21 protein-coding genes are annotated in these 19,413 nt (G+C 59.2%); 4 read left to right on the top strand and 17 right to left on the bottom strand.

Translation table 11 applies throughout. The annotated features are described in order from the left end of the window. The first annotated feature begins 123 nt into the window (after positions 1-123). The 4 genes from flgM to ACJ8QF_RS12245 all read left to right on the top strand — a co-directional run bounded on the left by flgM (position 124) and on the right by ACJ8QF_RS12245 (position 1,809). The gene (gene flgM / locus ACJ8QF_RS12260) at positions 124-435 is read left to right on the top strand and encodes a flagellar biosynthesis anti-sigma factor FlgM (protein WP_004934832.1); all 312 of its coding nucleotides are present in this window, start codon (positions 124-126) and stop codon (positions 433-435) included. A gap of 39 nt (positions 436-474) precedes the next feature. Beyond that, a complete protein-coding gene (locus tag ACJ8QF_RS12255) occupies positions 475-909 on the top strand; it encodes a flagella synthesis protein FlgN (protein WP_004934835.1) in 435 nt (144 codons plus the stop codon). 229 nt (positions 910-1,138) lie between these two features. Beyond that, complete coding sequence (locus ACJ8QF_RS12250) at positions 1,139-1,510, top strand: type II toxin-antitoxin system RelE/ParE family toxin (RefSeq protein WP_033647787.1); 372 nt, start codon at positions 1,139-1,141, stop codon at positions 1,508-1,510. After that, positions 1,507-1,809: a helix-turn-helix domain-containing protein gene (locus ACJ8QF_RS12245; RefSeq protein ID WP_033632742.1), complete on the top strand. Its 303-nt coding sequence runs from the start codon at positions 1,507-1,509 to the stop codon at positions 1,807-1,809. The genes ACJ8QF_RS12250 and ACJ8QF_RS12245 overlap by 4 nt, the downstream gene beginning before the upstream one ends. A gap of 2 nt (positions 1,810-1,811) precedes the next feature. Here ACJ8QF_RS12245 and ACJ8QF_RS12240 read toward each other — a convergent pair whose 3' ends face one another. The 17 genes from ACJ8QF_RS12240 to flhD form a co-directional block, all read right to left on the bottom strand. Beyond that, complete coding sequence (locus ACJ8QF_RS12240) at positions 1,812-2,216, bottom strand: flagellar protein FlhE (RefSeq protein WP_015378259.1); 405 nt, start codon at positions 2,214-2,216, stop codon at positions 1,812-1,814. Then, positions 2,216-4,294, bottom strand: coding sequence for a flagellar biosynthesis protein FlhA (gene flhA, locus ACJ8QF_RS12235; protein WP_021504090.1), 2,079 nt, complete (start codon positions 4,292-4,294; stop codon positions 2,216-2,218). Before flhA ends, ACJ8QF_RS12240 begins: the two co-directional genes overlap by 1 nt. Continuing rightward, positions 4,287-5,438 carry a flagellar biosynthesis protein FlhB gene (gene flhB, locus ACJ8QF_RS12230; RefSeq protein WP_019452962.1) on the bottom strand — a complete coding sequence of 384 codons (1,152 nt, stop codon included), beginning with the start codon at positions 5,436-5,438 and terminating at the stop codon, positions 4,287-4,289. The genes flhA and flhB overlap by 8 nt, the downstream gene beginning before the upstream one ends. A gap of 129 nt (positions 5,439-5,567) precedes the next feature. Next, complete coding sequence (gene vapC, locus ACJ8QF_RS12225) at positions 5,568-5,966, bottom strand: type II toxin-antitoxin system tRNA(fMet)-specific endonuclease VapC (RefSeq protein ID WP_004934850.1); 399 nt, start codon at positions 5,964-5,966, stop codon at positions 5,568-5,570. Further along, complete coding sequence (gene vapB / locus ACJ8QF_RS12220) at positions 5,966-6,199, bottom strand: type II toxin-antitoxin system VapB family antitoxin (RefSeq protein ID WP_442537553.1); 234 nt, start codon at positions 6,197-6,199, stop codon at positions 5,966-5,968. The genes vapC and vapB overlap by 1 nt, the downstream gene beginning before the upstream one ends. Before the next feature lie 125 nt (positions 6,200-6,324). Then, positions 6,325-6,969 (bottom strand): protein phosphatase CheZ, encoded by a 645-nt coding sequence (gene cheZ / locus ACJ8QF_RS12215; RefSeq protein WP_004934858.1) that lies wholly within the window; start codon positions 6,967-6,969, stop codon positions 6,325-6,327. Positions 6,970-6,979: 10 nt separating this feature from the next. Continuing rightward, positions 6,980-7,369 (bottom strand): chemotaxis response regulator CheY, encoded by a 390-nt coding sequence (cheY, locus tag ACJ8QF_RS12210; protein ID WP_004934862.1) that lies wholly within the window; start codon positions 7,367-7,369, stop codon positions 6,980-6,982. 102 nt (positions 7,370-7,471) lie between these two features. After that, positions 7,472-8,521 carry a protein-glutamate methylesterase/protein-glutamine glutaminase gene (locus tag ACJ8QF_RS12205; RefSeq protein ID WP_004934865.1) on the bottom strand — a complete coding sequence of 350 codons (1,050 nt, stop codon included), beginning with the start codon at positions 8,519-8,521 and terminating at the stop codon, positions 7,472-7,474. After that, a complete protein-coding gene (gene cheR, locus ACJ8QF_RS12200) occupies positions 8,521-9,393 on the bottom strand; it encodes a protein-glutamate O-methyltransferase CheR (protein ID WP_025159837.1) in 873 nt (290 codons plus the stop codon). Before cheR ends, ACJ8QF_RS12205 begins: the two co-directional genes overlap by 1 nt. Before the next feature lie 28 nt (positions 9,394-9,421). Continuing rightward, entirely contained in the window at positions 9,422-11,047 is a 1,626-nt protein-coding gene (locus ACJ8QF_RS12195; protein ID WP_004934871.1) for a methyl-accepting chemotaxis protein, read from the bottom strand. A gap of 76 nt (positions 11,048-11,123) precedes the next feature. Beyond that, complete coding sequence (locus ACJ8QF_RS12190; RefSeq protein WP_004934873.1) at positions 11,124-12,794, bottom strand: methyl-accepting chemotaxis protein; 1,671 nt, start codon at positions 12,792-12,794, stop codon at positions 11,124-11,126. 194 nt (positions 12,795-12,988) lie between these two features. Beyond that, positions 12,989-13,489: a chemotaxis protein CheW gene (gene cheW, locus ACJ8QF_RS12185; RefSeq protein WP_004934876.1), complete on the bottom strand. Its 501-nt coding sequence runs from the start codon at positions 13,487-13,489 to the stop codon at positions 12,989-12,991. A 32-nt stretch (positions 13,490-13,521) separates the two neighbouring features. Beyond that, positions 13,522-15,525 (bottom strand): chemotaxis protein CheA, encoded by a 2,004-nt coding sequence (gene cheA / locus ACJ8QF_RS12180; protein WP_044031008.1) that lies wholly within the window; start codon positions 15,523-15,525, stop codon positions 13,522-13,524. Then, entirely contained in the window at positions 15,522-16,586 is a 1,065-nt protein-coding gene (gene motB / locus ACJ8QF_RS12175; RefSeq protein ID WP_004934882.1) for a flagellar motor protein MotB, read from the bottom strand. The genes cheA and motB overlap by 4 nt, the downstream gene beginning before the upstream one ends. Next, on the bottom strand, positions 16,583-17,473 hold the full coding sequence (gene motA, locus ACJ8QF_RS12170) for a flagellar motor stator protein MotA (RefSeq protein WP_015378266.1): 891 nt from the start codon (positions 17,471-17,473) through the stop codon (positions 16,583-16,585). The genes motB and motA overlap by 4 nt, the downstream gene beginning before the upstream one ends. Before the next feature lie 145 nt (positions 17,474-17,618). Beyond that, the gene (gene flhC / locus ACJ8QF_RS12165) at positions 17,619-18,203 is read right to left on the bottom strand and encodes a flagellar transcriptional regulator FlhC (protein ID WP_016927281.1); all 585 of its coding nucleotides are present in this window, start codon (positions 18,201-18,203) and stop codon (positions 17,619-17,621) included. Continuing rightward, positions 18,203-18,553 carry a flagellar transcriptional regulator FlhD gene (flhD, locus tag ACJ8QF_RS12160; protein WP_004934891.1) on the bottom strand — a complete coding sequence of 117 codons (351 nt, stop codon included), beginning with the start codon at positions 18,551-18,553 and terminating at the stop codon, positions 18,203-18,205. Before flhD ends, flhC begins: the two co-directional genes overlap by 1 nt. Positions 18,554-19,413: the final 860 nt, after the last annotated feature.

Genomic DNA, 19,413 nt, shown 5'->3' with positions numbered 1-19,413 from the left:
AAAGGTTCCGCCAACCTTGCCGATAAGACAAATCAAGCAGCATTTTATTGGCCACCAGGGCCGCAACACTTTCATTGCAGCGTCGTCGCCCGCGAGCGGTCACGGCGTAAACGGAGATGGACCATGAGTATCGATCGCACCCAGCGGTTACAGCCGGTTTCCACTGTGCAACCGCGTGAAACCCCGGCCGACAACCCGCTCCAGCCGCGCAAGGCCGCCGTGGCCGAAACCGCCGTCAGCGGCACGCAGGTCAAACTGAGCGAGGCGCAGGCGCGCCTGATGCAGCCGGGCACCCAGGATATCGATATGGGTCGGGTCGAGGCCATCAAACAGGCGATCCGCAACGGTGAACTGAAGATGGACGCCGGCAAAATCGCCGATGCGCTGCTGCAAGACGCGCAGAGCGATGTTCAATGGATCGCCGGACGCGACTGACAGCGCGCGGCGAGTAGCGGTAAAGGATAAGTCATTACTATGGAAAAGCTGGCACAACTGCTGGATAAACTGTTGGAAACGCTGCAGGCGCTCAATGGCGTGCTGGAGGAAGAGCACGACTTGCTGTGCTCCGGCCAGTTGCCGGGCGTGGCCTTGCAGCGCGTCACCGATGCCAAAAGCCAACTGCTGGCGACGGTCGCTTATCTCGAGCAACAGCGCCTGGGGCAGGAAAAAACCTGCGGGCAACGCGCGCCCTATGCCAGCCAAGCGCCCCTGGCCGATCGTTGGCAGCGCGTTCAATTGCTGAGCCAAACGCTGCGCGAAAAGAACCAGCACAACGGTCTGCTGCTCAATCAGCAGATCGACCATAACGCTCAGGCGCTGGCCATCCTCAGCAAAAACAACAAATCGCTGTATGGCCCGGACGGCCAGTCGCACGCCGGCAGCCTGCTCGGCAGAAAGATCGGCGTTTGACCTGACTCATTTGCCCGGTGAGCCTATCACCGGGCATGCGTTTACCGGCTTCTGCGCATCCCGTCGCATTTTCTCCTCATCACCTCCTGAATTCCCTTAACGTTATGCGCCAGGCTGCGCAGAACGGATATTTACCTGTTCCCCATCACTCCCTATTTCGTCATCTTAGCTCGGTCGTTAAACATCTTGATCTGTACCCATTAAGGGTATATTTTCACACGGAGAGTGAATGACCGACATTTATCTCACAAAAGCCTTCCAGACATTTGCCGGCGACGAACGCATCAGTGACGCCACGATAGTGAAAGCGGCGCGAGAGATGCAAAATCAGCTGTACGACGCCAATCTTGGCGGTTGCGTATACAAAAAGCGCATCGCCCGGATGGGGAGTGGGAAACGGCGCGGGTATCGGGTATTAATCGCAACGGCAGATGAAGGCAGGATCTTTTTCATGTATGGCTTTGCCAAAAACGAAAGAGACAACATCAATCAGGATGAGTTAATTTCCTGGCGGCATTTGGCGGCGCTGTATCTGGATTATTCACCATTCAGACTGTATCAGTTGGTCAACTGCGGGGAATTAATAAGGTTACAACTATGAGCAAGATGCTGAAATCGATCCACCAGGAAGTTCAGGGCCTGCATCGCGCCGGTTTCGTCGATGACGTGACCATGCGCACCTTCGACATGCTGTGCCTGCGGCCGGTGAAACAGTTCGGGCCGGCCGAGATCCGCGCGCTGCGCGAACGGGAAAACGTCAGTCAGCCGGTGTTTGCGCTGTATCTCAACGTCAGCAAAAAAGCGGTGCAGAAATGGGAGCGCGGCGAAGCGCAACCGAACTCCGCCGCGATGAAACTGCTGACACTGGTGGAACGCAACGGCCTGCAAATTCTGGCCTGATGTTACTGATAATTGACGATCACCTGATTGCCAATCACCCGCAGCGGCGGATTCAGCCCGCCTTGCGACTGCACGTAATAGACAAAGCGCAATTCCGCATTGGCCGGTTCGCCCTGCAGACCATTGCTGCTGCCGCTGCCTCCGCCCAGTGGAATGCAGCGGTTTACCGTGCAGAGCTGGGCCTGCAGCCCCACGGGCTCCGGCCCCAGCAAACGGTAGCGCCAGCTGACGCTGGTGATGCGCGCATGGGCATCCGGAAGCGCGTTCGGCGGCCGCAAAGCGGCGGATTCATCGCGCATCCCGCCCTGTTCCAGCGTGACCCCCGCCCCTTCAGCGACCCAGGAACCGGACACCGCGCCAGCGGCGAGCGGAGCCAGCAAACAAAATACGAACAGACAGCGTTTCATCAGGCCGCTCCGATGGTCGAGGTCATGCGAATCTGGCGATCGTCGTTGATCTCCAGATTGGACAGCACCACGATCTGCGGCAGGCTGCGACGCAGGAAGCGCGCCAGCAAGGCCCGCAGCGCATGGTTGACCAGCAGCACCGGCGGCGCGCTGAGCATTTCTTGCCGCTGCAACGCCTGGCGTGCCTGATCCAACAGACGATCGGCCAGCCCCGGCTCCAGGCCGCCGCCGCCCTGCAACGCCTGCAGCAACAGACGCTCCAACTGGGTATCCAGGCCGATAACCTGAATCTCGCCGTTGCCCGGGAACCACTGCTGCGTGATCGCCCTGCCCAGCGCCACTCGCACCACGGTGGTCAATTCATAAGGATCGCTCTGCGCCGGGGCGTGTTCCGCCAGCGTTTCGACGATGGTGCGCATATCGCGAATGGAAACGCGCTCGGCCAACAGGTTTTGCAGCACTTTGTGCAGCGTCGTCAGCGACACCACGCCCGGCACGAAGTCTTCGGTCAGCTTCGGCATCTCCTGCGACACGCGGTCCAGCAGCTGCTGAGTTTCCTGGCGGCCAAACAGCTCGCTGGCGAACTGGCCGATCAGGTGATTGAGGTGTGTCGCCACCACGGTGCTGGCCTCCACCACGGTAAAGCCCTGGATCTGCGCCTGCTCGCGCAAGGCGCTGTCGATCCATACCGCCTCGAGCCCAAAGGCCGGATCGACGGTTTTGTCTCCAGCCAGCTCGCCTACGGCATTGCCGGGGTTGATCGCCAGCCAGCGGCCCGGCTGCGCTTCACCGCTGCCGATCTCGACGCCTTTCATCAGGATACGGTAGCTGGCAGGCGGCAGTTCCAGGTTGTCGCGAATGTGCACCACCGGCGGCAGATAGCCCATGTCCTGGGCGAATTTCTTGCGGATGCCGCGGATACGGCCCAGCAGTTCGCCGTTCTGCTGAAAATCGACCATCGGAATCAACCGGTAGCCCACCTCCATCCCCAGCGGATCTTCCAACTGTACGTCGGCCCAGCTGGCTTCGGCGGCCTGCGGATTCTCCGGCATCACCGGATCTTCCACCGTTTTCGGCGCCTGTTGTTCACGGCCGCGCAGCCACCAGGCGAGGCCCAACAGAGCCGCGGTAAACAGCAGGAACACCAGGTTCGGCATGCCCGGCACCAGGCCCAGCAGCCCCAGCACCCCGGCGCTCAGCAACATCACGCGCGGATTATTGAACAGCTGGCCCACCATCTGCTCGCCGACGTCCTGATCGGTCGCGACGCGGGTGACGATGACGCCGGCGGCAGTGGAGATCACCAATGCCGGGATCTGCGCCACCAGGCCGTCACCGATGGTCAGCAGCGTATAGCTTTCCGCCGCCGCCCCCAGTTCCATGCCGTGTTGTACCACGCCGACCAACAGGCCGCCGACTACGTTCAGCACCATGATCATCAGGCCGGCGATGGCGTCGCCGCGCACGAATTTACTGGCGCCGTCCATCGAGCCGTAAAAGTCGGCCTCCTGGGTCACTTCGGCGCGGCGTTTCTTCGCTTCGTCTTCACCGATCAGGCCGGCGTTCAGATCGGCGTCGATCGCCATCTGTTTACCCGGCATACCGTCCAGCACGAAGCGCGCGCCCACTTCGGCGATACGCCCCGCACCTTTGGTGATGACCATAAAGTTAATCAGCACCAGGATGATGAACACCACGATGCCGATGGCGAAGTTGCCCCCCACCAGGAAGTGGCCGAAGGCTTCCACCACGCGGCCGGCGGCGGCGGAGCCGGTGTGCCCTTCCAGCAAGATGATGCGCGTCGACGCGACGTTGAGCGACAAACGCAGCAATGTGGAGAACAGCAGGATGGTCGGGAAGGCGGCGAATTCGAGCGTGCGCTGGGTGAACATCGCCACCAGCAGCACCATGATCGACAGCGCGATGTTGAAGGTAAACAGCAGGTCGAGGATAAACGCCGGCAACGGCAACACCATCATCGACAGGATCAGCAGGATCAGCACCGGGCCGGCCAGCACCTGCCACTGCGTATCTTTAAAATTGCCCGGCAAACGAAGCAGGGAGGCCAAATTAGCCATCAGAGTCACTCTCTCTTGCAAAATCCAGTGCTTCCGGCACCGGTAAACGTTCAGGTTTTTTCGGGATCAGGCCGCCCTCGCGCCGCCAGCGGCGCAGCTGGTACACCCAGGCCAGCACTTCGGCGACCGCGGCATACAGAGTGGCCGGAATATGCTGGCCGATCTCGCTGTGCCGATACAGCGCACGCGCCAGCGGCGGCGCCTCCAGCATCGGGATGCGGTGTTCCGCACCGAGTTCGCGAATGCGCAAGGCGATTTCGCCGGCCCCTTTGGCCAGCACTTTCGGCGCACTCATTTTTTTGTCGTTGTACTGCAACGCGACGGCGTAGTGCGTCGGGTTGGTGACGATCACGTCCGCCTTGGGCACGTCGGCCATCATGCGGCGCCGGGCGATCGCCCGCTGCTGCTGACGAATGCGCCCCTTCACGTGCGGGTCCCCTTCCTGGTCTTTGAACTCGTCGCGAATATCCTGCTTGGTCATCTTCAGCTTCTTGAAGTGACTCCACAGCTGATAAAACACGTCGAACGCCACCATCGGCGTCAATCCCAGCACCACCAGAAAGCCACAGAACAGAATCATCTGCAGCGCGTTGCCCAGCGCATCGAGCGGCTGCTGAGTCATCAGATGCAGCATCGCCGCCCAGTTGTGCCACAGATAGAGGCCGGTCACCCAACCGACCAGCGTCGCTTTCAGGATCCCTTTCAGCAGCTCGGCCAGCACCTGGGTAGAAAAGATGCGCTTCAACCCGGATAACGGGTTCAGCCGCTTCAAATCGAACTTGATCGACTTGCCGCTGAACAAAATGCCCCCCAGCAACATCGGCGCGGCGAGCGCCACCAGCACCAGCCCCGCCATGATCGGCAGCAGCGCCAGCACCGCCTGGCGCAGCAACATGCCCAATTGGCGCAGCATCTGTTTATCGTTGCTGACCATGCCGTGATCGAAGTTCAGACCTTGCGTGAGCATCGCCGCCAGCTGTTGCGCCATGTTGCTGCCGGACATCAGGATAATCGCCAGGCCCGAGAGCAGCATCAGTACCGAGGTCAGCTCGCGCGAGCGCGGGATCTGGCCGTCTTCACGCGCCTTCTCCAGCCTGTGGGGCGTGGGGGCCTCGCTTTTTTCCAGATCGCTGTCTTCAGCCACGAAACGCCGTTCCTGTGTCGGGAGGGTAAAGAATGGCGGTCAGCATGCCAAAAAATTGGCGATGTCATTGGCGGAACAACGGGGAAAAAGGCGGGTTATTTAGGGGATGAGGCAATCAAGGGGGAGACGTTACAGCCAATTTTCCAGCCGTAAGCCATCAACGCGCTCAAATTCGCGTCGGTTATTGGTCACCAGAATCAATCCTTCGCTGCGCGCATGCCCGGCGATATGCAGATCGTTTACGCCAATAGGCGTTCCCTGACGTTCCAGCGCAGCCCGAATGTTGCCGTAGTGCGAAGCCGCTTTGGCGCCGTAATCGAGAATGTCCAATCGGGAGACAAAATCCTCAACCACTCTGGCGTTAACCGCCGGACGCGCGCTTTTCTCCACTCCGTGAACCAATTCGCCATAGGTGACCGACGAAATGACCATTTTGCCCGCATAGCGATTGAACACCTCCAGCACTGCTAAAGGCCGGCGCTTGATGACATAGATAACAATGTTGGTGTCCAGCATATGGCTGAACATCAAAGTTCTTCCCGCTCGCGCTGGTGTTGCCCGGCACGTTCATTGAGGAAGTCATCGCTCACCTCATTTTCCGCGCAGAAGAAACTGTCCCAGGTATTCTCCACCGGCGCAAGAATGCGCTCTTTGCCCACTACGCGGACGGTCACTTTAGAAACGGTATCGGGGAAACGCGCCTCTGCGGGTAAGCGCACGGCCTGCGTCCGATTATTGGTAAAGACAGAACCTAACGTCATGGCGACCTCCTTTAACTGGAGTACAAATTATAATCGCCACAGTGTATATAGCAACGCTATATACTCCAATCTTTGCGCGACGCTGCGCAACTTTCGGGGCGCGCCGTCGCGCGCCCCGAAAGGCCTCAGAAACCGAGGCTGTCGAGCAGATCGTCGACCTGCGCCTGATTGGCGATCACGCCGACGCCGTTCTGGTCGAGCTGCGGGCCGTTCAGCAGGCTGTCGTTCGGCCGTTTTTCCTTCACCGGCTGCTCCGGCATGTTTTCCATCAGCACCATCAGCAGCTGCTTTTCGATCTCCTGCACCACGTCCATCATGCGCTTGATCACCTGACCGGTCAGATCCTGGAAGTCCTGCGCCATCATGATCTCCAGCAGCTGGGCGTTGGTGAAGGCCGTATGGCCCGGCACCTGATCCAGATACTGGCGCGTGTCGTTGACCAGAGAACGCGCGTCGTCCAGTTCGATGGGATTGGCGAACCACTCGTCCCAGCGCCCTTTCAACGCGTTGGCGCCGGATTCCAGCTCCGCCTGGCGCGGTTGCGCCGCCTCCACGCAGTTCAACGCCCGTTCCGCCGCCTGCGCCGTCATGGTTACGACATAGTCAAGACGGTCGCGCGCATCCGGGATCGCCTCTGCCGCCTGGGCGATCGCCTGATCGAGCCCCAGTTCGCGCATGCTGTCGCGCAGCATTCGGGTCAGTTGGCCGATGCGGGAGATGATCTCTCCCGCGGTCGCTGCATCGCTGGCAGGCATTGGAATGTCTCTCATCGCCCTCTCCTTACATGCCCAATTTTTCAAAAATCTTGTTGAGCTTTTCTTCCAGCGTCGCCGCCGTAAATGGTTTTACTACATAACCGCTGGCGCCGGCCTGCGCCGCCGCGATGATATTTTCTTTCTTGGCTTCCGCGGTCACCATCAGTACCGGCATTGCGGCCAGCGCGCTGTCGGCGCGGATGGTTTGCAACAGCTCAAGCCCGTCCATGTTCGGCATGTTCCAGTCGGACACCACGAAGTCGAAACCGCCGGCGCGCAGCTTGTTCAGCGCATCCGCACCGTCTTCAGCTTCTTCGACGTTGTTGAAGCCCAGCTCTTTGAGCAAATTTCTGACGATGCGGCGCATGGTGGAGAAGTCGTCCACAACCAGAAATCTGAGGTTCTTGTCTGCCATTGTTACTCCTGAAATAGTTAACCGTTTAATGATGCAACACCGCAGGCCGCCGCACGGCGAACCTGGGTCATATCGCCGCCGGGTAGACCCTGCGGACTGAAATCAAATGCGCAATGCCTGGCCGCCGGCGATCTGCGCCAGCATCCGTTGGCTCATTCTGTCCAGCTCGACCACTTCGCTGACGCCGCCGCTGGCGATCGCCTCGCGCGGCATACCGAACACCACGCAGCTCGCCTCGTTCTGCGCCAGGGTATAAGCCCCGGCGCGATGCATCTCCAGCATCCCCGCCGCTCCGTCGTTGCCCATGCCGGTGAGGATCACCCCCACCGCATTGCGGCCGGCGTATTGCGCCACCGAGCGAAACAGCACGTCGACCGACGGACGATGACGGTTGACCGCCGGGCCGTCATGCAGCTTCACCTGATAGTTGGCGCCGCTGCGCGTCAGCTCCAGATGGCGGTCCCCCGGGGCGATATAGGCGTGGCCCGGCAGCACGCGCTCGCCGTCCTCCGCTTCTTTCACCGTGATCTGGCACAGCTTGTTTAGCCGCTCGGCGAACGAGCGGGTGAAACCCGGCGGCATGTGCTGGGTGATCAGCAGCGCCGGGCTGGTAGCCGGCAGCGGCTGCAGCACCTGGCGGATCGCTTCGGTGCCGCCGGTGGAGGCGCCGATGGCGATCAGTTTTTCACTGCTCAGCAGCGGCGCATGGCTAAGGATCGCCGGCGCCGGGCTGCTGGAGCGCTGAGGCAGGCGCGCTCTGGCCGCGGTGCGGATCTTCTCGGCAATCAGCTCGCTGTAGGCCAACATGCCCTCGCGAATGCCGAGTTGCGGTTTGGTGACGAAATCCACCGCGCCCAGTTCCAGCGCGCGCAGCGTGATTTCCGAGCCTTTGCCAGTCAGCGAAGAGACCATCACCACCGGCATCGGTCGCAGGCGCATCAGCTTCTCGAGGAAATCCAGCCCGTCCATGCGCGGCATCTCGACGTCCAGCGTCAGCACCTGAGGATTAAATTTTTTGATCAGATCGCGCGCCACCAGCGGATCCGGCGCGGTCGCCACCATTTCCATGTCGGGATGGCCGTTCACGATTTCCGTCATCAGCTGGCGCATCAGTGCCGAATCGTCTACGCATAACACTCTGATTTTACTCATTACCTCTCCTTGGTCAGCCCATACACGGTCTGCCCACGCAAGTAGAAATCCCGGCTGATCTGGCTGAAATTCTCGGAGTGGCCGGCGAACATCAGCCCCCCCGGCTTAAGCAAGGGAACGAAGCGGCGCAGGATGCGCTCCTGCGTCGCCTTATCGAAATAGATCATGACGTTGCGGCAAAAAATGGCGTCGAATTGCCCCGGCAGCGCCCACTCTGGCGCCAGCAGATTCAGCGGCTGAAAGTTCACTCGCGCCGCCAACTCCGGCCGCACGCGCACCAGCCCCTGATGCGGACCGGTGCCGCGCAGAAAATAGCGCTGCATTTGGGTCGGCGTCAGGGTGCGCAGATCTTCCTGGCGGTAAACACCCGCCTCCGCTTTTTCCAGCACCTGCGTATCGATGTCGCTGGCCCAGACCTGGCAACTGCCGGCCCGCTGCCCCAGGGCATCGCTCAGCGTGATGGCGATCGAATACGGCTCTTCGCCGGTCGAGGCCGCGGTGCTCCAGACGCTGTAGCCGTTCGGCCGCGAGCGCGCATGCTCCGCCAGGATCGGGAAGTGATGCGCCTCGCGGAAAAATGCCGTCAGGTTGGTGGTCAATGCGTTGATGAACGCCTGCCACTCCGCGCTGTTCGGATCGCTTTCCAGCAGCGCCAGATAGTCGCCGAAATCGTGCAATCCCAGCAGCCGCAACCGGCGCACCAGGCGGTTGTAAACCATCTCGCGCTTATGCTCCGCCAGCACGATGCCGGCGCGTTGATAAATCAACTGGCTGATACGGCGAAAATGCACGTCCGACAGCGGCAGGCGCTGCACCATTTGCGTCAACATCGACGCAGTATCCCGGTTAGAAGTTGACGGCGCCTGTTTCATGCCGCCTCACCGGAGTAAAACGTGCTGCTTATGCGGTTTGACAATCTTGGGCTTCCTTTACCACGGGTGAAACTGCGTTGTTGCTGTTACCTGGCGCGACGAAGTTATCGTCCGCCAGACGGAATACCGCGACCGCGTCGGCCAGGGTAATGGCCTGCTCTTCCAGCGCGGTGGCGGCAGAAGCAGACTCTTCCACCAGCGCGGCGTTCTGCTGGGTAACCTGATCCATCTGGGTCACCGCCTGCGTCACCTGCTCGATGCCGCGACTCTGTTCATCCGAAGCCGACGCGATCTCGCCCATGATGTCGGTGACGCGCGTCACCGAACGCACGATGTCCTGCATGGTGGCGCCGGAATTTTCCACCAGCACCGAGCCGTGTTTGACGCGGCTGACCGATTCGTCGATCAGCACCTTGATCTCTTTCGCCGCCTGCGCGCTGCGGCTCGCCAGGTTGCGCACTTCGCCGGCGACCACGGCGAAACCGCGCCCCTGTTCACCGGCGCGCGCCGCTTCCACCGCCGCATTGAGCGCCAGAATGTTGGTCTGGAAGGCGATGCCGTCGATTACGCTGGTGATGGCGCCGATTTTCTGCGAGCTGTTGGCGATATCGTGCATGGTGGTGACCACGTCCCCGGCCAGTTCGCCGCCCTTGGCCGCGGTGGCCGAAGCGTCGCGCGCCAGCTGAGAGGCCTGCCGCGCATTGTCGGCGTTCTGTTTCACCGTCGCGGTCAGCTGTTCCATGCTGGCGGCGGTTTCTTCCAGCGAAGCGGCCTGCTGCTCGGTACGGGAAGAGAGATCGTTATTGCCTTCGGCGATCTCCTGCAGGCCGATCAGAATCGACTCCGCACCGTCGCGCACCGCGCCGACGGTACCGATCAGTGACTGCTGCGTGCGTTGCAGGCTGGCGAACAACATGCTGATTTCATTGCGGCCATACACCTGAATCGGCGTCGCCAAATCGCCGGCGGCGATGCGTTCAAAGTGGCTGCGGATTTGGTTCAGCGGCTGTACCAACATGGTGCGCAACCACCACATGGCGCTGCCGGTCACCACGATCAGCATCAAGACCGCCCCCGCCAGCATCAGGCCCGCCAGCGTGAAGGAGAATTGGTTGGCGTCTCGAGCCTCGCTGATGTCACCGTTGACCAACTGCAGGTACTGCACGAAGTCAGCCTCAAACAGGTCCTGGGTTTTCTGCGTCGGCTGATCCATAAACGCCTGCAGCTCGCCCTTTTCCAGGAAACCGATCAGTTCACGCAGCGCGCCGCGCAGCCGCTCGTAGCTGGCCTTGGTGGTGGCCGTCTGCTGGTTCTGCTGTTCACTGCTGCGTTCAACCGCCATAAACTGATTGAAATAGAGATCGGCCTTCTGCAGCGAACTGCGGGCGCTGCTCATCAATTCGTTCACCTGCTCCTGCGGCAGTTTCAGCGCCGCGCGGGTGCCGGCGCGGTTCAGCGTATTGCGCGCCTGCAACAGCGACACCCAGCTCAGGCTGAGCGAATCGCGCTGCTGGCTGCCGAGGGTGATGATGTCGAGGTTGTGGTTATCAGAGCGAAACGCGGAATACGACAGGCCGCTGCTGGCCAACTGCAGAACGCAGAAGGTCATCAACAACAGGAACAAGCTGGTAGAGATACGGATTCGGTTAAACACTGTGAACCTCCTTGCAGCCGGCCGGCGACCGGCCTACGTAGGGAAAAGGGCCTCTGCGAGAGAGGCCCGATACCGGTCAGAACGTTTCCCAGTTATCCTGCAGATCGCTGGCGTTCATTTTCTTATGATTGATTACCGGTGTTACCGGCGCCTTGCTGGTGACAGGCGCTTTAAACTCTTCCTGGCCTTCCGACCTCAGGCGGAATACCGCTACCGACTGGGTCAGCATGCTGGCCTGTTCTTCCAGCGCCGCCGCCGCCGAGGCGGATTCTTCCACCAACGAGGCGTTCTGCTGGGTCACGCGGTCCATTTCCGCTACCGCCTGGCCAACCTGATCGATACCGCGGCTCTGCTCGTCGGAAGCCGAGGCGATTTCGCCCATGATGTCGGTCACGCGGGTGACGGCGTTGACGATGTCGCCCATGGTTTCCCCGGCGCTTTCCACCAGCACGGAGCCCATATCGACGCGGCTGACCGAGTCTTCGATCAGGCCTTTGATCTCTTTCGCCGCCTGCGCGCTGCGCTGCGCCAGGTTGCGCACTTCACCGGCCACCACCGCGAAGCCGCGGCCCTGTTCGCCGGCGCGCGCCGCTTCCACTGCGGCGTTCAACGCCAGGATGTTGGTCTGGAAGGCGATACCGTCGATCACGCCGGTAATATCGGCGATCTTCTGCGAGCTGCCGGCGATGTCGTGCATGGTCTGCACCACGTTGGCCACCACCTTGCCGCCTTTCTGCGCGGTTTCGGAGGCGCTCAGCGCCAGCTGTGAAGCCTGACGGGCGTTTTCGGCGTTCTGTTTCACCGTCGCGGTCAATTGCTCCATGCTCGCGGCGGTCTCTTCCAGCGAAGCGGCCTGCTGCTCGGTGCGGGAGGAGAGATCGTTGTTGCCCGCGGCGATTTCAGACGCGCCGCTGTAGATGGCGTCCGCACCCTGGCGCACGCCGCTGACGGTTTCGATCAGTTCGCTTTGCATGTGTTTCAGGCTGGCCGCCAGCACGCCCATTTCGTTGCGGCTGTTGACGACGATCTGCTGAGTCAGGTCGCCGGCGGCGATCTGTTTGATGTGGTCGATCATGCGGTTCAGCGGGCGCACCAGGATGTGATGGATACCGGTCCAGACCAGTACGATCACCGCCAGCACCACCACCAGCACCACGATCAGCGTCCAAATGGCCGAGTTGTAGGAGCTGTTGCTGCCGTCAACCGCGATTTGGTACAGCTTGCCGTTTTGCTCCAGATAAACGTTGTAGCTCTGCTCAAAGTTGTCCTGGTAACTCTGCGTAGGCTGATCGAAGAAGGCGTTGATTTTGCCTTCGCCCAGCAGTTGGATCAGCTCGGAGAGCGCGCCGTACAGCACATCGTACTGCTGCTTGAGGCGTTCCGCCGATTGAGGATCCTGGCGCGGGTCCTGAGGAATTTTCTCGTACGCGGCGTAGTGTCTTTCCGCTTCACCCAGCTCTTCCTTCGCCTTGGCCAGCAGTTCATCAATGGTGGCGCCGCTGCCGATCTTGTTGGTATCCATCATGTAGCGAATACCGGCGCGGTTCAGGGAATTGCGCGCCTGCAGCAGGTCAACGCGGCTTTCACTCAGCTGCAGCTGCTGCTGGCGGATCGTTTGCAGGACGGTAAAGTTTTCCTTATCGCTTTTCAGCGAGGAGAAAAAGAGTCCGCCCGAAATCAACTGCAAGGCGCCAAACAGCACCAACACCAGCAACAGGCTGGTGACCACCTTCATACGATTTAACATGATTTCCCTTGTTGAAGCCCGCGCAGACAGGCTCTGATGACGTTGAATGTGAGAGTTATCGGCGCCGTGCGGCAAAACTTTATGCGGGAAAGTAACTATTTTTAGTGGGGGTTCCGGGCGCGGCTGAGGCCATCGCGACAGATCAGGGAAAGTGAAGATTAAAGGGGGCGGCGCCCCGCCCCTTGAGTCTGAAATCAGACGCTTTTCGCCACGCTGTCGACCAGCGACATCTCTTCGCTGCTCAGCAGCTTCTCGATATCCACCAGGATCAGCATGCGCTCGCCCAGCGAACCGAGGCCGGTGAGATATTCGGTCGCCAGGGTCACCGCGAACTCCGGCGCCGGACGGATCTGATCGGCGGTGAGCGACAGCACGTCGGAGACGCCGTCAACCACGATGCCCACCACGCGCTGGCCAAAGTTCAGCACGATCACCACGGTGTTTTCATCGTAGGAAACGCTCTGCTGCGAAAATTTCACCCGCAGATCGATGATAGGAACAATCACGCCGCGCAGGTTGGTGACGCCCTTGATGAACGCCGGGGTGTTGGCGATGCGGGTCACCTGATCATAGCCGCGAATTTCCTGCACCTTGAGGATGTCGATGCCGTACTCCTCGTTGCCCAGGGTAAAAATCAGAAACTCTTGCCCTACCGTTTCGCCAGCCAATTTGCTGACGGCGGCCAATCCTGCCATATCATTCACCTTTTAAATCAATAAACTCATTATTATGCGGCGGCGTCCGTCAGACGCTTTTCACGGTTCAAGGTTTGCAACGCCGAGACATCGACGATCAAGGCCACGCTGCCGTCGCCCAGAATGGTCGCGGCGGAGATGCCCGGCACTTTGCGGTAGTTGCTTTCCAGATTCTTCACCACCACCTGATGCTGGCCAATCAGCTGATCTACCAGCAACGCATAGCGGCGGCCGGCGCTTTGCAGGATAACGACGATGCCCTGCGTGGCGTCGGTTTTGGCGCCGTCCACTTCGAATACCCGATACAGCTCCACCAGCGGCAGGTATTCGCCGCGCACCTGCAGCACGCGTTCGCCGCCGGCCAGCGGGTGCAGATCTTCCGCCTGCGGCTGCAGCGATTCCATCACCGCGTTCAGCGGCAGGATAAAGACTTCGTCGTTCACCTTGACCGACATGCCGTCGAGGATCGCCAGCGTCAGCGGCAACAGGATGCGGATGGTGGTGCCTTTACCGGCCTGCGAACGGATCTCGACGTGGCCCCCCATCTCCTGAATATTCCGTTTCACCACGTCCATGCCGACGCCGCGGCCGGAAACGTCGGTCACCTGCTCGGCGGTGGAGAAGCCCGGCGCAAAGATCAGCATGCCGACCTCTTCGTCGCTCATGCTGTCGCTGACCGCCAGCCCTTGCGAAGCCGCCTTGGCGAGAATTTTTTCGCGGTTCAGCCCGGCGCCGTCGTCGATGACTTCAATACAAATGTTGCCGCCCTGGTGTTCGGCCGACAGCACCAGATTGCCCACCGCCGACTTGCCGGCGGCGATACGGGTAGCCGGCTCTTCGATACCGTGATCGAGGCTGTTGCGCACCAGGTGCGTCAACGGATCGATAATGCGTTCGATCAGGCTCTTGTCCAGTTCGGTCGAGCTGCCCTGCAGCGTCAGCTCCACCTGTTTATTCAGCTTGCCGGCCAGATCGCGCACCAGCCGCGGGTAGCGGCTGAAGACGTATTCCATCGGCATCATGCGGATCGACATCACCGATTCCTGCAGATCGCGCGCGTTACGCTCCAGCTGGCTCATGCTGTTCAGCAGATCGCCGTGGTTCACCGGATCAAGCGTGCCGGAGCGTTGCGCCAGCATCGATTGGGTGATCACCAGCTCGCCCACCAGGTTAATCAGCTGATCCACCTTTTCCACCGCCACGCGGATGCTGGTGGATTCGCTCGCCTTGGCGCGCGCTTTTGGCGCTTCGGCCGGTTTCGCGGCAGGCGGCGCGGCGTTCGCGACCGGCGCAGGCTCCGGTAAGGCGGCCACTTCCGGTAAGCTCGCTTCTGCGATGGCCGGTTCGCTCTGGGTCGGCGTCGAGAAGCTGATTTGTTCCGGTTCCAGCACGAAGCACAACACGGCGCTGATGTCGTCTTCACTGGCGGAGGTGAGCAACGTCACGTCCAGACTGTGTTCCGTCTGATGCGGATCTTTAACCTCGCCGAGGTTGCCCAGCTCTTCCAACATCAAGGGGATTTCACTGGCCTTCAGCCCGTTCAGGCTGATGCGCATGCCGCCCTCGATCGCCGCCGGCGCGGCCGATGGCTTAACGACAGGCTGCTGAACGGCCGGTTGAGCCGCAGGCGCCTCTTGCTGCTGTTGCGCTTCCAACGCCAGCTGGCGCAGCGCCTGACAAATGTATTCAAAGCTTTCAGCGTCAGGCTGTTGCGAGGTTTTATAGGCGTCCAGTTGCTCCTGCATAATGTCTTTGGTTTCCAGAAACAGGTTGATAATCTCGGTGCTCAGGCTCATTTCCTGGCGTCTTGCACCGTCCAGCAGGTTCTCCAGCAGGTGGGTGGTTTCCTGCAGCACCGAAAAACCAAAGGTCGCCGCGCCGCCCTTGATCGAATGCGCCGCGCGGAAGATGGCGTTCAACGGCTCGATATCGGGGGCCAGCGGATCCAGCTCCAGCAGGTGTTGCTCCATGTCGGCCAGCAACTCGTCTGCCTCATCAAAGAAGGTCTGATAAAAATCGCTAATGTCCATGCTCACGGGGTCACCTCTGGCTGTGAGTCGCGGTTAGTCGGTGCGGGTGCGGACGCCGGTGGTTCCGGCGCCTGATCGGCCGGTGCTATCGCCGGGGATGCCTGCGGTGGAGCGCCTGGCGTTGTCGCCACCGGTTCCGGGGCCGTCGCCGAGGGTTCCGGCGTTTGGCTGGCCGGTGCGGTCGCCGACGGCGCCAGCTGCTTCAGGCTGTCCGGCTGGGCGATATCCATCGCGTTGCTTTCGGCATTTTCGTGCTCGATGCCCTCTTGCGTTTGCTTGTTCAGCACCAACACGGTGATGCGACGGTTAATCGCGTCATCGGCGCCATGCTGTTTCAGGCTCATGGTGGCCGCCATGCCCACCACCCGCAGCACCTTGCCTTCCGCCAGGCCGCCGGCGATCAGCTCGCGCCGGGAGGCGTTGGCGCGATCGGCCGACAGTTCCCAGTTGCTGTAGCCGCGCTCGCCGGTGGCGTAAGGGATGTCATCGGTGTGGCCGGACAGGCTGATTTTGTTCGGCAGGTCGTTAAGGATCGGCGCTATCGCCCGCAGAATATCGCGCATGTAGCTCTCGACCTGCGCGCTGCCGGTTTTGAACATCGGCCGGTTTTGGCTATCGATAATCTGGATGCGCAGCCCTTCGTCCATCATGTTGATCAGCAGATGCGGACGCAGCGCCTTCAGGCGCGGATCGGACTCAATCAACTCATCCAGCTTTTCGCGCAGCTTGTTCAGGCGCAGCTCTTCGGCGCGCGAGTCCGGCGAATCGACCTGTTTTTTCACCAGGCCATGCTGCTGCGTGGGATCGTCGCCGCCGCCAGGAATGGGGCTGCTCTCGGAACTGCTCTTGTCGCCGCTGGTCAGGGCAACCTTGAGCGGCGTACGGAAATATTCGGCGATTTGCGTCAGCTCCTGCGGGCTGGCGATCGCCAGCAGCCACATCACCAGGAAAAACGCCATCATCGCCGTCATAAAGTCGGCATAAGCGATCTTCCAGGAGCCGCCGTGATGGGCGGCATGATGCGACTTGCGCTTTCTGACCAGAACGACCGGATGATTCTGTTTCATGCTTCTTCTTCTTCCGTCGCCTGCTGCGCCGGCGCTTTCACGCGGCGCACGTGTTCTTCCAGCTCAACGAAAGAAGGACGTTCGGTGGTATACAGCGTTTTACGGCCGAACTCGACTGCGATCTGCGGCGCGTAACCGTTCAGGCTCGACAACAGCGTGACCTTGATGCACTGCATCATCTTGACGTTTTCGGCGCTCTTCTGGCGCAGCAACGTCGCCAGCGGCGAGATGAAGCCGTAGGCCAGCAAAATGCCGAGGAAAGTACCGACCATGGCGTTAGCGATCAGCGCGCCCAGTTCAGCGGCCGGACGGTCAGCCGAAGCCAGGGCGTGCACCACCCCCATCACCGCCGCGACGATGCCGAACGCCGGCAAGGAGTCGCCCACCATCGCCAGACTGCCGGCGGGCACTTCGCTTTCCTGCTCGTAGGTTTCGATCTCTTCGTCCATCAGCGCTTCGATCTCGAACGCATTCATATTGCCGCTCACCATCAGCCGTAAATAGTCGGTAATGAACTCCACCAGAGTGTTATCGGCAAGGATGCGCGGATAATTAGAGAAAATTTCACTTTCTTGCGGATTATCGATATCGAACTCGAGCGACAGCATGCCCTGCTGGCGCGATTTGGCCAGCAGACGGAACAGCAACGCCATCAGATCCATATACAGATCTTTGTTGTATTTGGAACGGCGCATCAGCCGCGGCAGCGCGCGCAGCGTGGCTTTGATCGCTTTGCCGTTGTTGCCGACGATGAAGGCGCCGACGCCCGCCCCGCCGATAATCAGAAATTCCGCCGGCTGATACAATGCCCCAAGATGACCGCCCACGATCAGGTAGCCGCCAAACACCGCACCCAATACCACGAGATAACCCAAAATAACTAGCACACGCATTCCTTAAATTAACAATGTGGATGGAAGGTGGGGCAAACGCGCCCTGGCGCGACAGACCAGGCTGCATGTCTGGGGGCGGCATGCCGCCCCTGCGTATCACACGTCGGTATTCATTGCCGAGAGCCGGCAACGTGGCGGCTCAAATGGCGCGTTTGACCTGCTCGTCCAGCAGTTGAGGAATAATATCGGCCAGTTGCGGCGAAAGTTTACGTCTTTTTACGGCGCGGGATGGGGGTTGGCATAAACTGCAGATGAAACCATTCAGCGGCTGGTGCGCGTGGGTGATAAATGCGCCGCCGCAGCAGCTGCAGGCGGAAAGCTGCAACATGCCGCTATCGACGAAGCGCACCAGCGTCCAGGCACGGGTCAGCGCCAGCAACGGCGCCTCGCCGGCCTGCTGCGGACACTGCTCGAGATAGAGGCGATAGGCTTTGATCACCGCCTCCACGCCGCTGCACTGCCCGCTTTTCATCAAAAACAGGTAAGCGTTGTAAAACATCGACGAGTGAATATTTTGTTCCCAGGTCATAAACCAGTCGGTTGAGAACGGTAACATTCCTTTTGGCGGCGGGCTGCCGCGTAACTCCTTGTAAAGTTTAATCAAGCGCCCGCGGCTAAGCTGGGTTTCACTCTCCAGCATCTGCAATCGGGCTCCCAGCGAAATCAGCTCCATGGCGAGCTGAATGTCCTTGGCTTCTTGAACGATACTTTTCTCAACCATCATCAGGCTCTTTTCTTCGTCGGGCTAGCGTCTTTACTCGATAGCTCTTGCAGTAAATGGCTTGATAGCAAAATGCCGGTATGGATTTGTTGCAGATCGTCGACGCGCGACTCTTTGGTCAGGCGTTCGATGGTCTGGCTTTCGTTAAAGCGGAAGTGGCAAACCAGCTGGTTGGTCTCGGCCAGTTTAACCATTTGCGGCAAAGTCAGCTGCGCCAGCGCATCGGCCATGGTTTCATCAATACCCAGGCGAAACATTGCGGACGCTTTTTCATCGTTGATCAAACGCTGTGCTAAAAGTAAATATGACAGATTGATGTCATAAATATGCTTAAGTAATTCAGACGTACCCATATTCCCCATCCCGACAGACTATGTTTAAAAACATACGCTGGGTGATAAATTTTATCGCCCGTGACTTGGGTTGTTTCCCAAAGTTGGCAAATTAATCTCTCAAAAACGACTGCTATAATTTTCGACAATCGCTAAATTCGACCACTGTTCAGTATTTGCTACGAGCGTAAACCAACGTGTATGGATGTACAGCATTCTGCTTCGATAGTGTTTAGTCACCATGAAACTATTTTTACAAATTTAATAAGATTATTCCTAAAGCAGCGCAACTCTACCCCCGAACCATTAGCACACACAATGTAAGTGAGAGGCAATTTTAAATACAATGTGACATAGATCACAAAAATAAAAAATAATTAAGCCAAATACCCCCAAATACGCTCACTTATTGACCGTCATTTTGCTCATAAAACAGCCATAGGTAAAAAAACGTCTTAAAAACAATGTTTATGCGCCAAAAAATTATCTTTTTTAGATCAATTCGAACAAAAGCATCACCAAACCAAAATAACAGAACAAAAATCTGCATATAGGCAACAAACTCAGTATAAATAACCATTTGAGTTACTAAAAAATATCCAAGCTGAAAAATAACCAATGTAAACTATGAGGTTATTAGCTATCGGATTTGACTTAAGCCTTCAGCCTGAGGCTGTTCTAATTTTCAACATCAGGTGATTATGGCTTATCAATGATTCGCAGGCGTAGTGAACAAGCCAACAGACGTAACGATATGTTTCCGTATTAGCACGATGCAAGAGTGCTTTTTTTGAGTTAAATTCCCCCAAAACGTTATATCGGCAGCAATTCATAAAACTTTAATGCTTTTTATTTCTTTTTCTGACGCCGAGATAATTCCC

It is taken from the genome of Serratia sp. CY81684 (assembly GCF_052166595.1).
In the GTDB taxonomy this organism is placed as follows: Bacteria; Pseudomonadota; Gammaproteobacteria; order Enterobacterales; family Enterobacteriaceae; genus Serratia; species Serratia nematodiphila.
This window is presented reverse-complemented; position numbering and strand designations above follow the sequence as displayed.

Bases quoted from the DNA above. Each gene is read 5' to 3' on its own strand.
- flhA (WP_021504090.1), bottom strand. From the start codon at position 4,294: ATGGCTAATTTGGCCTCCCTGCTTCGTTTGCCGGGCAATTTTAAAGAT.
- flhD (WP_004934891.1), bottom strand. From the start codon at position 18,553: ATGGGTACGTCTGAATTACTTAAGCATATTTATGACATCAATCTGTCA.
- ACJ8QF_RS12245 (WP_033632742.1), top strand. From the start codon at position 1,507: ATGAGCAAGATGCTGAAATCGATCCACCAGGAAGTTCAGGGCCTGCAT.
- flgM (WP_004934832.1), top strand. From the start codon at position 124: ATGAGTATCGATCGCACCCAGCGGTTACAGCCGGTTTCCACTGTGCAA.
- cheW (WP_004934876.1), bottom strand. From the start codon at position 13,489: ATGGCAGGATTGGCCGCCGTCAGCAAATTGGCTGGCGAAACGGTAGGG.
- vapB (WP_442537553.1), bottom strand. From the start codon at position 6,199: ATGACGTTAGGTTCTGTCTTTACCAATAATCGGACGCAGGCCGTGCGC.
- ACJ8QF_RS12255 (WP_004934835.1), top strand. From the start codon at position 475: ATGGAAAAGCTGGCACAACTGCTGGATAAACTGTTGGAAACGCTGCAG.
- cheZ (WP_004934858.1), bottom strand. From the start codon at position 6,969: ATGAGAGACATTCCAATGCCTGCCAGCGATGCAGCGACCGCGGGAGAG.
- cheR (WP_025159837.1), bottom strand. From the start codon at position 9,393: ATGAAACAGGCGCCGTCAACTTCTAACCGGGATACTGCGTCGATGTTG.
- ACJ8QF_RS12250 (WP_033647787.1), top strand. From the start codon at position 1,139: ATGACCGACATTTATCTCACAAAAGCCTTCCAGACATTTGCCGGCGAC.
- ACJ8QF_RS12205 (WP_004934865.1), bottom strand. From the start codon at position 8,521: ATGAGTAAAATCAGAGTGTTATGCGTAGACGATTCGGCACTGATGCGC.
- ACJ8QF_RS12190 (WP_004934873.1), bottom strand. From the start codon at position 12,794: ATGTTAAATCGTATGAAGGTGGTCACCAGCCTGTTGCTGGTGTTGGTG.
- vapC (WP_004934850.1), bottom strand. From the start codon at position 5,966: ATGTTCAGCCATATGCTGGACACCAACATTGTTATCTATGTCATCAAG.
- ACJ8QF_RS12240 (WP_015378259.1), bottom strand. From the start codon at position 2,216: ATGAAACGCTGTCTGTTCGTATTTTGTTTGCTGGCTCCGCTCGCCGCT.
- motB (WP_004934882.1), bottom strand. From the start codon at position 16,586: ATGAAACAGAATCATCCGGTCGTTCTGGTCAGAAAGCGCAAGTCGCAT.
- cheY (WP_004934862.1), bottom strand. From the start codon at position 7,369: ATGGCAGACAAGAACCTCAGATTTCTGGTTGTGGACGACTTCTCCACC.
- flhC (WP_016927281.1), bottom strand. From the start codon at position 18,203: ATGATGGTTGAGAAAAGTATCGTTCAAGAAGCCAAGGACATTCAGCTC.